Raw genomic sequence first — 13509 nt, forward strand, 5'->3', positions numbered from 1 at the left:
GCACTCTTTTTAAATAAAAAGAGACGGTATATCCCGCCTCTTTTTTATAAAAGAATTATTTTGTGCAATCAAGACATTTTCTGGCTTCCGGAGAAGCATCTAATCTTTCCTCACTTATCTTTTTATTGCATTGTTCGCAAATTCCATATTTTCCTTTCTTTATTTTATCAAGGGCTATTTTTACATCAACAAGCTTAAGCTCAAGACTATGTTCAACGGGAAGAAGGTTTGCATATTCCTCAACTTCGTCCGCCGCATCTTCTACATTACCTCCCGATTGTTCAAATTTTGGATATCCCGTATCCCAGTCATTTTTAACCTTTTTGTCTTTTTTGGCAAAACCTTTCAGGTCATTCTCTATTGATCTTTTTTTTTCCTCCAATTTTTCTTCTATTTCTTTTAAAAAAGTATCTTTCATATCAAGGTATTAGAAATTCGACTCATGTTTTTGGCGAACTTCAAAATTTAAATGTTTTTTATTAATATCTTATATCCCCGGTATTTTCACTTGATTTAAAATACCCATTATTATTTCAAATAAAGGAGCATCTTTATCTTCAAGAATTAAAAACCAATAAAGGAAAAAGGCAAGCGTTAAAAGAAAAACTATAGAAAGAAGAAAAATAAAAAATCTGATTAAAAACTTTTTAAAAGAAGACGGCTTTGGAGGAAGGGCGCGAGAAGAGGCAATAGGTGCATTTACTGTTTTATCTTTTTCTATTTCCTTCTTAATTTCTTCTGTTGTTTCCCTTTTTTCTTCATTTCCTATTTTTCTTAAAATTTCTTCTTTATTTTTTTCTTCCTCTTTCTGCCATTTTTCTGACGCCTCTTTCTTCATTTTTTCTTCTATTTCCTTTTCAAGATCAACGTTTTCTTTTTTTTCTTTATTGACATTGTTTTTTACCTCTATCCCTTCTCTTATTTCTTTTGCGATTTCAGAAGAAAGATCCTCCCCGCTTATAATTCCTTCTTTAATATCGGAAGGTTTTTTTTCGGGAATATTTTTTTCTTTTAAGTATTCATCGTATAAAGACATATTATTTTTGTGATTTTTTTAATATAAAATTAAAGAAACCTTTATCTATCTTTGCTTTTTTAATATCTTCTTCCACGTTTTGGGAATTTTCCCTAATGTACTGGTAAACAATTCTTTCTCCTGCCGACTGTTCTTTTTCTTCTTCTTTATTTGAATCTTTCTTTAATTTACTGGAAATAAAATTAAAGAAACCTTTATCTATCTTTGCTTTTTTAATATCTTCTTCCACGTTTTGGGAATTTTCTCTGATGTACTGGTAAACAAGATTTTCATCTGCAGAAATCTCATTGGAAAAATCGCTTGAAACAAAACTTTCTTCTAAGATGGAATCAATTTCGCTTATTCTTCTTTTCCCTAAATTTCTCCTTTCTTCCAGCTCTCTCTTCTTTTTATTAATGTCGGAAATTTGTTCTTCTATCGCCTTAATAGCTCTTTCAGCATCCCAAGCTTTCTTTTCAATGGTTCTTCTTTTATTTTCTATTTCCCATCTTTTCTTTTCAATATCCCTTTTCTTTTGAGGATTGCTTTCGGATTTTTCTTCTTCTTCCGTTTTTTCTTTTTCCAGATTAATGTTTTTCTCTTCTTCCGATATTTTTGAAAGAAGATTAAAAAGAACTATTTTCTTTTTTTCTAAATTATACTCTTTAACATCCAGTTCTCTTTCTTGGCTGAAAATAATATCAAGATTCTTTTGAATAATTGACCTTTCTTCTTCAATTTTCGCCTTATTTTCTATCTTCTCTATCTTTTTTATTTCTTCTTTTATCTGCTCTTCTTTGTTATCTTTTCCTATAGATAAAGAAGATTCTTCAAGACCCTTTATCTCGTTGTTTATTTTTTGGATACCTTCCTCCTCTTTCCATCTTTTCAGCTCTATTTCTTTCCTTTTTTCCTCTGTTTCCCATCTTCTTTCTTTTATAGCTTTTAAAAGATCTTTATCTTCTTCTCTTTTTTCTTCATCTTCAATTTGTCTTGCCTGATTTTCAATTTCTTTTTCTTGTTCAAGAATAACGGAAATATTTTCTTCAATTGATTCCTTTTGTAAAATAAGCTCGTTTATTTTTGCAATAACAGGCTTTTTTAAAGCTAAAATATTCTGTATTTTTTCTTCAAGTTTAATCTTTCTCTGTTTTAAGACATCTTCTTTATTTTTTCCTTTTATCTCTGCCTCTTTTTCAATTTCTCTTTCAAGATTTCTAAGTTCATTTCTTTCTCCTTCTGTTTTTTTTAGCGCTTCTTTTCTTTTTTGAAGTTCTTCCTTCTTTTTTTCCTCCTCCTCTTCCTCTATTTTTTGCCTTTCTTCTTCTTTTCTTTTTTGAAGTTCTTCCTTCTTTTTTTCAATTTCTATTTTTACCGATTCCTCTTTTTTTTCTTCCGGGGTTTTTTCAGAAAGGACCGGTTTAATTTTTCTTTCGCCTTCTGTTTTCTTTTTTAAAAATACTCCATCATCCAAAAGACCTCCTTTAGCAAGAATATCAATGTCTTTTTTCATTGTATTAATCATTGTGCTGCTTATAGGATCGTTTTGGTCTTTTTCCATAATCTTTTTAAAAGAAAAGTAAGTATTCTTTTAAAAAATAACTCTTCTTTTATTTTTCTTTACCTTTTTTGTCCTTGTTTTCAATCAAGGCAAGATTTATTCTTCCTTGATTATCAATTGATATGACTTTGACAGAAACGGTATCTCCTACGCTTACAACGTCCTCCACTTTATCAACTCTACGAGAAGCAAGTTTTGATATATGGATAAGCCCGTCTTGATTTGGAAGAAGATTGACAAAAGCTCCAAAATCGAGAATTCTTTCAACTTTTCCTTCAAACACTTCTCCAACTTCAACTTCTCTTACTATGTCTTTTATCATTGAAAGGGCTTTTTCTGCTAAGCTTGAATCCTCTGAAGTAATAAATACAAGTCCCGTTTGCTGGATATCTATGGAAGCTCCCGTCTTTTCAACAATCTCGTTTATGACTTTTCCTCCGGGTCCGATAACCTCTCTAATTTTCTCAGGATTTATCTCTAAAGTCAAGATTCTCGGAGCAAAAGGAGATAATTGTTCTCTTGGTGCAGGAATAGTTTTTTCCATTTTTTCTAAAATTTGAAGCCGCGCATCTTTTGCTCTCAGAAGGGCTTCCTTTAAAATCTGTCCTGTAATTCCCTTTACTTTGACATCAAGCTGAATGGCGGTTATTCCTTCTTTTGTCCCGGCAATTTTAAAATCCATATCTCCGTGATGATCTTCCGGTCCTTGAATATCTGTCAAAACTTCATAATTTGAAGCGTCTTGTTGCATAAGTCCGATTGCAATTCCGGCTGCAGGTCTTTTAATGGGCACTCCTGCATCCATAAGGGCAAGACAGGAGCTTGATATTGAAGCCATTGAAGTTGAACCGTTTGAAGAAAGCATTTCCGAAACGATTCTTATCGTATATGGAAAATCCTCAAAAGCAGGAATAAGAGGAAATATCGCTTTTTCAGCAAGCATCCCGTGCCCTATTTCTCTTCTTCCCGGGCCCCTCATCGGTTTTGTTTCTCCGACAGAAAAAGGAGGGAAGTTATAGTGGTGCATAAATCTTTTTTTTCCGGCTATTTCCATTCCTTCTATAAGCTGCTGGTCTCCGGGAGCTCCTAGGGTTAAAATAGAAAGTCCTTTTGTCTGTCCTCTTGAAAAGAGAGCTGAACCGTGAGTTCTCGGCAGAAGGCCGACTTCACATTTAATTTCCCTAACCTCATTCATTTTTCTTCCATCAACTCTTTTTTTGAATTTTACAGCTCCCTCATGAATCAGCAGGTCAGTTTCTTTTTCTATAAATTTTCCAATGTATTTTTCTTTTGAATCTTCTTTGTATTTTTCATTTACAAAAGATACAAGCTCTTTTTTTATTTTTTCCACTTCTTCAGATCTTTTTTTCTTGTCATTTTGAAAAAGAGCTTCTCTAAATCGTTCTCCTAAAAATTCCCTCATTTCCTTCTCGAGAATTTCATCTTTTTGAGGCAAAGAGATTTCTTTTTTCGCCTTTCCTATTTCTTTTGCTATATTTTTTTGGAAATCAATCATTTTTTCCAAATATTCTCTTGCAAAATCAAGGGCCTTTTCCACTTCTTCTTCTTTTGCTTCATTAAGGCCTCCTTCTATCATGTTTATAAGAAGATTTCCATTTTCAATAATTCCGGTAAAGACAATGTCAAATTGGCTTTTTTCCCTTTCTTCGTAAGTGGGATTTACAACAAAAGAGCCGTCTACCTTTCCCACTCTTATTACTCCGACAGGACCATTCCAAGGTATGTCAGATATTGCAAGGGCTATAGAAGAAGAAAGGATACCCAAAACATCCGGATCATTTTTTCCATCCCATGAAAAAACCGTTGCCACAACCTGTATCTCAGAAGAAAGTCCTTCGTCAAAAAGAGGACGAATAGTCCTGTCTATAATACGGGCATTGCAAATTGCCTCATCAGAGGGCCTGCCTTCTCTTTTTATATATCGGGCCCCTTTTATTTTCCCGGCTGCATAATATTTTTCTTCATAATCAACCATAAGCGGGAAAAAACCCATATCTTCCCTTTCTCTGCCCATAACACAGGTTGACAAAACCAGAGTATCCCCGCAACTGACCATTATATTCCCGTTCGTCTGTTCGGCAATATTTTTATTTTCTACTTCTATCTTCTTGCTTCCAAGATCTAAAGTAAATTTCTTATTCTCCATTTTTTTTGTCCTTTTGCGAGAAACGAATGCTTTACGAATCCACCAAGTTGCATTTTGCAATTTATCTGAATTTGTAAAAAATTCGCACCCCCGCAGAAAGAACGGATTAAAATTATTTGCTTAACAAAAACCTTTCCTTTTTTTCAGAAAGGTCTATAAATTCGTCTGCCGTTTCTCTAAGTAAAGAAGAAGAAGACCTTGAAAAGGCCATTACTTCCACTCTTTTTCCCTGATTCTTTAAATATTCGACAAGAGCTATAAAGTCCCCGTCTCCAGAGGCAAGAACAAGAACATCAACACTTGGAGCAATTCTTATAGCGTCAATTACTATTCCAACATCCCAATCCGCTTTCTTCGCTCCTCCATAAAATTCCTGCAAGTCCCTTACTCTTGTTTCTATACCTAAGTTTGTAAGAGCTTCAAAAAAGGGCTTTTCTTCTCCTGTTTTCGTTTTTACAACGTAACCAAAAGCTCTTATTAAAGACCTCTTGCCTATTGCCGTTTTAAGTATTTCTTTAAAATTTACCCGGGATCTGTGAAGATTTTTTGCCGAATGGTAAAGGTTTTGGACATCTATTAAAACGCCTACTCTTTGTCCACTGTGCTTTATTACCATAAATTAAAATTAAATAAGACGCTCAATTAAAAGCTTCACTTATTTTTTAAGTCCAAGTTTTTCTATTGTTTTTTTGTATTCTTCTTCGTTTTTTTCTTTCAACGCCCTTAAAAACTTTCTTCTTTTTGCCACCATTTTCAAAAGCCCTCTTTTTGAATGAAAATCCTTGGGATGTTTTTTAAGATGAGAAAGAAGCTGTTTTATTTCTTCCGTTAAAAGACCGACCTGAACTTCCGTTCCTCCGGTATCAGCTTCGTGAATTCCATATTTTTTGACAATCTTTGTTTTTTCTTCTGATTTAATCATATTTTTATTTTTCTGAATAAATTTTATTTCTTAAATATCTTTAAAATTATTTGTGCCCCCACCAGGATTCGAACCTGGAACTAATTGCTTAAGAGGCAACTACTCTGCCAATTGAGTTATAGGGGCCTGCCCTTTACTTAATTTTGGCTTTGTTTTTTATATATCGTCAACAGGATATCTGCCACCAGCTTGGACTTACTCCGATTGAAGTAAGAAAAAGATTCAGAATAATCCACCCTCCCCATATGATTATAAGGCCAATGGCAACCGTTTTAAAAATAGATCTTGCTTTTGTAAACGCTTCTCCTCCCGAATCTGTAATATATGGCATTACCATAAACATAGCTCCTATTATAATCATAAGGACAGCAAGAGGAGCTGCAATATAATGTTGTATAAACCCAACAATATTTGCAATCATCTGAAAAAAATCACACAGGGTACAATTAAAAATGGTACAAGGAACAATAGGAGTATACCCACCGGCATAGGCAAAATTAAAGGAAAAAAGAAACAGAAATATTAGTAAAATTACTTTTTTCATATCTTAAAAAAATATAGCATAAAAAAGAAAAATAGGCAACTAAATTGCCTATTTTAAAATAATTAACATTGCTTTTTTTACAGAAGAATTAAAAGCGGTGTCCGACTCTATACTTTGCCAAAGGATTTGTTCCTCCTCTAACCTCAAAATGCAAATGGCATCCGGTTGCTCCGATAGTATAACCCGTATTTCCCATATATCCTATCAGTGCCCCTTGGGAAACTTTTTGATTTACTGAAACGGAAATCTTTGAAAGATGTCCATAATAGGTAACCATTCCGTTTGGATGAAGTATTCTTATATACCTTCCTCCAATGTTATGATATCCCGTAATCTGTATTGTCCCTGCTGCAGATGCATAAACAGGAGTGCCACAGCTATTTGCAATATCAACCGCATTGTACCAATGAAGACCCTGGGTAATATATCCTTTTACGGGAACAATAAACCCCGAAAAAGAAGGTTGAACAGGAGAAGCGGGTCGAATAACCGGCATTTCTCCGTTTGGAACAACTATTATATCCCCAATATAAATGCTTCCTTCGTCTGGCAATTCGTTAAAAGAAACAATATCTTCCGCTTTGGCTTTGTATTTTTTAGCTATTTCGCTAACCGTGTCTCCTCTTTTCACTTCATGAACAACTCCGGAAACAGGAGGAATGGCTAATTTTTGTCCAGTTTTTAAAACTGACTTACTATTTAAATTATTTGCCCAAAGAATTGTATTTACGGAAATATCAAACTTTTCGGCAATACTTGAAATCGTTTCTTCTTCTTTTATTTCATATTCAATAATTTCTTTGCCTCTTTCTTCAAAACTTGCAAGCGTTCCAAAAGAAGAATTTGTTAGGTATATCAAAGGAGAAGAGGCAGCAGCAATACTGCTATCTTCAATAAAACTCATTTCCGCTTCTACTGTAATAAAATTCCTTGAACTTTCGACAAATAAGATATCTGAGGCTCTGGCAGTTTCTCCAAAATAAAAACTTCCCTTTGAAGAAGTTTTAGTTGCCATAAGTGCCAGAATGGCCAGCATGGCTATTATTGTAAAAAAAATCGCCTTTTTTCCTATACTCGGCTCCGTTTTCAACATATTTCTCCATGATACCCGCAAGAAAAGAAAAGTCAAGACAATTTTATGGAAATCTTAAAAATACTGTGTTATTATAAAAAAATGGGAAACAAAATTAAAAAAGAGCTCCAAGGGAAAAAACCTCTTAAAAAAATGGGGCAGAACTTTCTCTTGAATAATTTTGCTATTAAAAAAATAGTGGAAACTGCAAAAATAAAAAGGAACGAAACAGTTTTGGAAGTTGGTCCCGGAACAGGAATTCTTACCGAAGAACTTTTAAAGACAGGTGGAAAAATAATAGCCGTTGAAAAGGACAAACAGCTTTGCTCTCTTTTAATAAAAAAATTCAAAGGAATAAAAAATATTGAGATTGTAGAAGAAGACATATTGGAATTTAATATTGATTTTCTTCCTCAAAACTACAAGGTTGTAGCGAATATTCCTTATTACATCACTTCTTTTTTTATAAGAAGATTTTTAGAGAGTAAAAACAAACCCAAAAAGATGGTTTTGACCATTCAAAAAGAAGTTGCAAACAGAATCTGCGCAAATCCCCCAAATATGAGTCTTCTTTCTGTTTCCGTCCAATATTATGCCAAACCAAGATTGATAATGAAAATATCAAAAAATTCTTTTTGGCCAAAACCGAAGGTTGATAGCGCAATTATTAAAATAACTCCTTTTCTTTTGCCTAAGGAAGAAAAAACTGATTATTTCTTTAAAGTGGTAAAGGCAGGTTTTTCTCAACCAAGAAAACAAATTATAAACAATCTTTCAAAAGAGCTTAATGTCCCTAAGGATAAAACAATAGAATTGCTTTTGAAAAACGGATTTAGCCCTAAAAAAAGACCGGGAGATTTCAGTATTGAGGATTGGATGAAATTAACAAACTGTTTTAATTCTGATAATTTACTATTGCTATAAAAATATATATTAGTATAATATTATAAGAATATGTCTTTGTTTAAAAACAACCTAAAAAGGAGAAAACTTTTAACATTTGTTTCTTTTTTTATTTTTTCTTTTATATTTTTTACTCCCCTTATTGCAAAAGGATTTGATCTTGGAATAGGAGAGGCCTTTGATACTTTTACAAGATATCTTTTAAGCTTGGTGCTAACTATACCTCTTTTTTTTATTGGAATTATTCTAATGATACTCGTTTTGTTAGCCCAGCTTCTTGCTCTTTTAACAAGATCCATATTGATACTTGTGATGAGTCCCTACTTTATATCATGGAGTTATACTCAGCCTGCAACAAATCCGATAATAAGCCAAGGACTGCTGGTTACTCAAAGCTTAATGAATATGATTCTTGTTTTAGCCCTTCTTTATATAGGAATTGTGACAATACTTGGACTTGAAAGCTATAACACAAAGAAACTACTTATAACTTTTATAGTTATAGCTCTTCTTGTAAATTTTGCTCCCGTAATTACCGGACTTATTGTTGACCCTTCTAATATATTGATAAGATACTTTGTTACTCAAATTCCAGGAGGAGACGGAGGATTTATAAGCCGTACAGTTACCGCTCATAATTCTATTTTAGGAGGATTTTCACATATGGAAAATATTTGGGATGCTCTCAAAGGAGGCCTTCTTTTGACAACTGCCGGAATGGTGTTTAGAGCATCCGGACTTTTGATAGTTTATCTTCTTATTTCCCTAGCTTATCTTGGATTTATCGTCATTTTCACGGCAAGATATTTTGCAATTTGGCTACTTGTAATTTTGTCTCCTATTGCTTTTGTCTGCTATATCCTCCCTGAAACCCAAGGGATAGCAAGAAAATGGTGGAATGCTTTTATACAATGGACCTTTATCGGAGTAACTGGGGCTTTTTTTCTTTATCTTGCCGAAGGATTTGCCATGATGAACCCCGCTTTAATTTATAGCTCCCTTACAATCCCTCAAGGAGGCGGATTTCTTTTATTAAGAGATCTTGTTGCACTCTTGGCTCCTGCTTTATTTGGAGTAATGCTCGCAATAATAGGACTAATGGTATCAGTATCAACAAGTGCTATAGGAGCTCAAATGGTACTTGGCGTTTCAAAAAAATATGGGAAAGCAGGAGCAATAAAAGGAGGAAAGTTTTTGACAAGGAGCATTCCTTCTGGATTGAAAGAACAAATGGCAAAGCAAACAAAAACCACCCTGCCTGGATTTGAAGGAAAAAGCGGAGGAGGTAAATTTGCTACAGGACTAGGATATGCAACAGGTGTTATTCCTGCATATTGGGCAACGCGTAAAGCGGTAGGAGCAGCAGGAGTAGTATTAAAAGAAACAGAAAAAAAAGACAGAGCTCAAGCAAAAGAAAAATATAAAGGATCAACAATTGAAAAGAAAATGCAAGGAGTAAATTCTCCTTTTGAAAAAGAAAGAACAGCAGCACTTGTTATGGCAAATGAAGAGGGAAATATAGGAGAAATGAAGAAAAAATACGGTCTTACAGATGATACGATAAAAGAGATTATAAAAGAAACAAGAGAACATTCCCCTGACGAATTTAAGAAGCTTAGAAAAACGATGCCTCAATATGCCAAAGAGCTGGTTTCCGACGATGAGCTTGCTCAAAAAGTTACAGATAAAGAAATTAAAGAACGTCTTGACAGTTCTTATGGAATAACAGACAAAGATGAGGTAGATAAAATACTTAAAGATGAAGAAGAAAGAAACAGAATTGCCAGAGAAGTTATTGATGATAAATTTCCGGATGAAAAAGACAAAGACAGAGCTAAACTTGATATAATTATAAGTCAGGTAAAAAAGAGCGATGTTGAATCTTGGTCTTCTGATGTTTTTGATGATGAAGAAGTAGTAAAAAGCATTTTAGTAAATGCAAAAGTTCAAATTATACCTGAAATAGCTGAAAATTTTGGAGAAAAAGCTCGCGAAAAGATACAAGAACAAGTAGATTCTGGAGCAGAAATAAGCGCAAGTATGCATAGTTATCTTACGTCAAATGCAGGAAGAGCAATTTTCCCTATTGAAAATATACCACCTAGAACAACTTCAACATCCAGTACACCCTCTACGCCATCTGGCTCAACTCCTTCAACACCTAGCACACCCTCTACGCCATCTGGTCCAACTCCTTCAACACCTAGTACACCCTCTACGCCATCTGGTCCAACTCCTTCAACACCTAGTACACCCTCTACGCCATCTGGCTCAACTCCTTCAACACCTAGCACACCCTCTACGCCATCTGGTCCAACTCCTTCAACACCTAGTACACCCTCTACGCCATCTGGTCCAACTCCCCGAACAAGAGGAGGATATACACCCTCTACGCCATCTGGTCCAACTCCTTCAACACCTAGTACACCCTCTACGCCATCTGGTCCAACTCCCCGAACAAGAGGAGGATATGGAAAAAATCCATAACATTTTTTAAAAAACAAAAAAGGAGTCAAAGACTCCTTTTATTTTTAGAAAAATCATTCTTCCGAAACTGAACGAAGTCCTTTTCTAAGAGCTTCCTGTAAACCAGGAATAGCCTGGACAACCATGCTAGCAGGAAGTGGGCTTTTTTCCATCGCCTCTAATATTCTAACAAGACTTCCTGTGTCTTCAAAATCTCTTATTGTAGCAAAAACCCTTTTAATTCTTTCAACTTCAGCATCAGCATCAATAACTGTCGCTCTTTTTCGCATTTCTGCAAGATAAGGAGCTAATGTATTTTCTCTATACTCAGGAGGAGGATCTAATTCTTTAATTTGAATTTTTCGGACTTTAATTCCATATTCCTTTTCAAACTCGTCAAGAATCCCGGCACATAAAGTGAAAATATCATCACCCATATTACTTATTTCCGTTATCCATTCTCCATACTCTTTTTGGGTAATAAAATTTCTCACTTCCGGCTTAAGACGATTAATTAATGTTTCGAGCCAATTTTGGACTCTAAAAAGAGCACGATAAGGATTAATTATTTTAACTGTTAATTTAAGCTCTACTTTAAGAGGAAGAAGATTTTTATCTTCTGCTCTGTCTAAACCCGCCCAGTAAACATCTTCCTTAAGAAGAACGTAATCTAGTGTTCTTTTTGGATGATAAACTACTTTTTCTTGTTGGTTTATCCCTGACCACTCAAAACCATAGCCATAAATATCCCATAGTGGCCAAAATCCATAAAATCGCAATCCACCAAAGAGATGACTTTCTGATCCTTCTTTAACATTCCATTTATCATCTCCTGAATCAAAATAGGAAAAAGTTCTACCTTCCCATTGAATAAGAGCTTTTTCAAATTTGTCCGCTTTGACAATAACTTTTGCCGTTCCTTCATTAACAAAAGTAAAAAAAAGATTATTTGGTGCTAAAAAGAAAAAAATAACAAGAAAGATATAGGTAGGGCAACTTAAGAAAATACTTAAGATTATAGCCCAACCTAAAAAATTTCCAACCATAATTCCTAAAAAAATAGAAGAAAAAATAATTGCAATCAACCCAAAAAGGGAAAGAAAAATTTTCAAAAGAATCATCATTCCAACCTCCTTAATTTTCAAGGTTCCAACTAAAAAAGTTCTAATTAAAAATATAGCACTTCTTTTTGTTTTTGTCAAATTTTTATTGTAATTATTATATTAAATAAAAAATATAGCTTTATATATATTTTAAAAGCCCTTCTCTAAAAGAGGAGGGCATAATTTTTTCTTTTTTATTTGCCTAAAATTTTATTAATAGCATCAACTATTTTAGGATCTGCAAGAACTTCTATAATTTTAGGAGAAATACTTACCTCTTTTATTTTTTTAGAAACAGTTCCTTTTTCTGTTTGAATAAGCTCAATAGCTTCAGAAGTAGATAAATTTCCTTCTTCCTTATATTTTTTAATAAAGTCAGCAATCTGTTTTAATTCTTTTTTTTCAATATCTATTTTAATCCCTTTGACTACTGATAATTCCGCCACTTTTGCAAATTCTCCAACAAAGCGCAATCCCGTGATATTTATCTGATTAATTTTAACTCCAAGTCCTTCATGAATAATACATCCCTTCCCTTGAATTACATTTCTAACCTCTTTATCTCCAACTTCATTGCCACAGATAATCTTTAGTATAGAACTAATAGCACTATTTCCAGCATCCCCTAATTTTTTATAATTAAATGACCTTGACCAGGATGTTATATTTCCATGAATAATGCTCTCAATTTCTTTTTTAACTCCTTTTTCTCCTCCACTGTTTAAAAAATTAATCAACAAAGGAGGATCATAACAAGGAGTCCAAGTAATTGATATTTCAATAATATGTTTTACATTATCAGAAGAATAAATTTGAATAGAAATAGTTTGTCTAGTAGCTAATATTTTTACTAAAAAAACATTGAAAATAACAGGGTTAAGTGGAACAAATCTCCATCCCTCATTAAGAATTTCTTCTTGTCTTTGTCCAAGAAAAACAAGAACTCCTTTATGAGGAGGATCTACCTGTATCATTACTATACTATTGTAAAAAAACAACAGTAAAAGAATTAAAAAGCTCAAAGCCCACCATCCAATAAAAAAAGAGGATATTATAGTTATCGCGACTATAAAAGCCGGAACTAAAAAAAGAAAAATGGTTCTACTCATTTCTATCTCCTTTTCTTTCGACTTTGTTGTGTTCACTAAATTTTAAATTGGTAATAACAGAGAAATAAAATAATAAGAATAACAGCAATAAAAGGGAAATTTTAATAAAATCAACACTTTCTTTTAAATGCTGTTTTTTTTCTTTTATTAAGAAGATACCCTAAAAGGCGAATCTTATTATAATTTTCCATTCCTTTTCTCCATTGAATTTTCAAGGTTCCAACTAAAAAAGTTCTAATTAAAAATATAGCACTTCTTTTTATTTTTGTCAAATTCTAAAATTCAAAACAAAAACCCTCTTTAAAGGTAAAAAATCATTTTAAAAAGGAAAATTATGCCAACTTTATAGGCATTAGAATATAAACAAAACTTTGATCTCCCACTGGCCTTATTACGCCCGGTCCTGAATCACCACTAAATTCAAAAATAATTTCAGAACTTTTGATAAGAGAAATTCCATGTATTAAAAATTTATGATTGAATGATATTTCCACATCTTCTCCTTGAACATCTGCATTTATTTGAGAAACATATTCACCAGTATCGCTGTTTTGGCTTAAAATCTCAATTTGCTTTTTTTTCTTACTTATTTTTATTTTAACTTCTCCTGTTTTTCCGCTGAAAATCCCAGCTCCTTTGATTTGATT

At 33.3% G+C, this 13509-nt stretch carries 13 protein-coding genes and 1 tRNA gene; 2 read left to right on the top strand and 12 right to left on the bottom strand.

What is annotated here, in order from left to right; all coding sequences use genetic code 11:
- Positions 1 to 55: 55 nt before the first annotated feature.
- From PHH50_03530 to PHH50_03570, 9 genes are all read right to left on the bottom strand, one after another.
- Positions 56 to 418 carry a TraR/DksA C4-type zinc finger protein gene (locus tag PHH50_03530; protein MDD3729355.1) on the bottom strand — a complete coding sequence of 121 codons (363 nt, stop codon included), beginning with the start codon at positions 416 to 418 and terminating at the stop codon, positions 56 to 58.
- A gap of 69 nt (positions 419 to 487) precedes the next feature.
- A complete protein-coding gene (locus tag PHH50_03535; protein MDD3729356.1) occupies positions 488 to 1036 on the bottom strand; it encodes a hypothetical protein in 549 nt (182 codons plus the stop codon).
- 1 nt (position 1037) lies between these two features.
- Positions 1038 to 2576, bottom strand: a complete 1539-nt coding sequence (locus PHH50_03540) for a hypothetical protein (protein ID MDD3729357.1) — start codon at positions 2574 to 2576, stop codon at positions 1038 to 1040.
- Positions 2577 to 2625: 49 nt separating this feature from the next.
- Positions 2626 to 4743 (bottom strand): polyribonucleotide nucleotidyltransferase, encoded by a 2118-nt coding sequence (gene pnp, locus PHH50_03545; protein MDD3729358.1) that lies wholly within the window; start codon positions 4741 to 4743, stop codon positions 2626 to 2628.
- 112 nt (positions 4744 to 4855) lie between these two features.
- On the bottom strand, positions 4856 to 5359 hold the full coding sequence (locus PHH50_03550) for an NYN domain-containing protein (GenBank protein ID MDD3729359.1): 504 nt from the start codon (positions 5357 to 5359) through the stop codon (positions 4856 to 4858).
- A 39-nt stretch (positions 5360 to 5398) separates the two neighbouring features.
- On the bottom strand, positions 5399 to 5665 hold the full coding sequence (rpsO, locus tag PHH50_03555; protein ID MDD3729360.1) for a 30S ribosomal protein S15: 267 nt from the start codon (positions 5663 to 5665) through the stop codon (positions 5399 to 5401).
- 53 nt (positions 5666 to 5718) lie between these two features.
- A tRNA-Lys gene (locus tag PHH50_03560) sits at positions 5719 to 5791 on the bottom strand.
- Positions 5792 to 5831: 40 nt separating this feature from the next.
- Positions 5832 to 6209 (bottom strand): hypothetical protein, encoded by a 378-nt coding sequence (locus PHH50_03565; protein MDD3729361.1) that lies wholly within the window; start codon positions 6207 to 6209, stop codon positions 5832 to 5834.
- Positions 6210 to 6297: 88 nt separating this feature from the next.
- Positions 6298 to 7302: a LysM peptidoglycan-binding domain-containing M23 family metallopeptidase gene (locus tag PHH50_03570; GenBank protein ID MDD3729362.1), complete on the bottom strand. Its 1005-nt coding sequence runs from the start codon at positions 7300 to 7302 to the stop codon at positions 6298 to 6300.
- A gap of 45 nt (positions 7303 to 7347) precedes the next feature.
- On the opposite strand from PHH50_03570, the gene rsmA reads away from it, so the two are divergent.
- Together rsmA and PHH50_03580 are read left to right on the top strand one after the other, a co-directional pair.
- A complete protein-coding gene (gene rsmA / locus PHH50_03575; GenBank protein ID MDD3729363.1) occupies positions 7348 to 8205 on the top strand; it encodes a 16S rRNA (adenine(1518)-N(6)/adenine(1519)-N(6))-dimethyltransferase RsmA in 858 nt (285 codons plus the stop codon).
- A gap of 30 nt (positions 8206 to 8235) precedes the next feature.
- The gene (locus PHH50_03580) at positions 8236 to 10671 is read left to right on the top strand and encodes a hypothetical protein (GenBank protein MDD3729364.1); all 2436 of its coding nucleotides are present in this window, start codon (positions 8236 to 8238) and stop codon (positions 10669 to 10671) included.
- Between the two features lie 53 nt (positions 10672 to 10724).
- Here PHH50_03580 and PHH50_03585 read toward each other — a convergent pair whose 3' ends face one another.
- The 3 genes from PHH50_03585 to PHH50_03595 all read right to left on the bottom strand — a co-directional run.
- Positions 10725 to 11852 carry an SPFH domain-containing protein gene (locus PHH50_03585; protein MDD3729365.1) on the bottom strand — a complete coding sequence of 376 codons (1128 nt, stop codon included), beginning with the start codon at positions 11850 to 11852 and terminating at the stop codon, positions 10725 to 10727.
- A 95-nt stretch (positions 11853 to 11947) separates the two neighbouring features.
- The gene (locus PHH50_03590; GenBank protein ID MDD3729366.1) at positions 11948 to 12898 is read right to left on the bottom strand and encodes a hypothetical protein; all 951 of its coding nucleotides are present in this window, start codon (positions 12896 to 12898) and stop codon (positions 11948 to 11950) included.
- A gap of 296 nt (positions 12899 to 13194) precedes the next feature.
- Positions 13195 to 13509 (bottom strand): hypothetical protein (locus PHH50_03595; GenBank protein ID MDD3729367.1); only part of this gene is annotated, 315 nt, incomplete at its 5' end.

The organism is Candidatus Paceibacterota bacterium (assembly GCA_028697015.1).
Lineage (GTDB): Bacteria > Patescibacteriota > Minisyncoccia > Minisyncoccales > GWA2-38-27 > JAQVFW01.

What these genes read in the sequence shown, in the direction of transcription:
- PHH50_03530 (MDD3729355.1), bottom strand. Translation starts at nt 418, where the DNA reads ATGAAAGATACTTTTTTAAAAGAAATAGAAGAAAAATTGGAGGAAAAA.
- PHH50_03535 (MDD3729356.1), bottom strand. Translation starts at nt 1,036, where the DNA reads ATGTCTTTATACGATGAATACTTAAAAGAAAAAAATATTCCCGAAAAA.
- PHH50_03540 (MDD3729357.1), bottom strand. Translation starts at nt 2,576, where the DNA reads ATGGAAAAAGACCAAAACGATCCTATAAGCAGCACAATGATTAATACA.
- pnp (MDD3729358.1), bottom strand. Translation starts at nt 4,743, where the DNA reads ATGGAGAATAAGAAATTTACTTTAGATCTTGGAAGCAAGAAGATAGAA.
- PHH50_03550 (MDD3729359.1), bottom strand. Translation starts at nt 5,359, where the DNA reads ATGGTAATAAAGCACAGTGGACAAAGAGTAGGCGTTTTAATAGATGTC.
- rpsO (MDD3729360.1), bottom strand. Translation starts at nt 5,665, where the DNA reads ATGATTAAATCAGAAGAAAAAACAAAGATTGTCAAAAAATATGGAATT.
- PHH50_03565 (MDD3729361.1), bottom strand. Translation starts at nt 6,209, where the DNA reads ATGAAAAAAGTAATTTTACTAATATTTCTGTTTCTTTTTTCCTTTAAT.
- PHH50_03570 (MDD3729362.1), bottom strand. Translation starts at nt 7,302, where the DNA reads ATGTTGAAAACGGAGCCGAGTATAGGAAAAAAGGCGATTTTTTTTACA.
- rsmA (MDD3729363.1), top strand. Translation starts at nt 7,348, where the DNA reads ATGGAAATCTTAAAAATACTGTGTTATTATAAAAAAATGGGAAACAAA.
- PHH50_03580 (MDD3729364.1), top strand. Translation starts at nt 8,236, where the DNA reads ATGTCTTTGTTTAAAAACAACCTAAAAAGGAGAAAACTTTTAACATTT.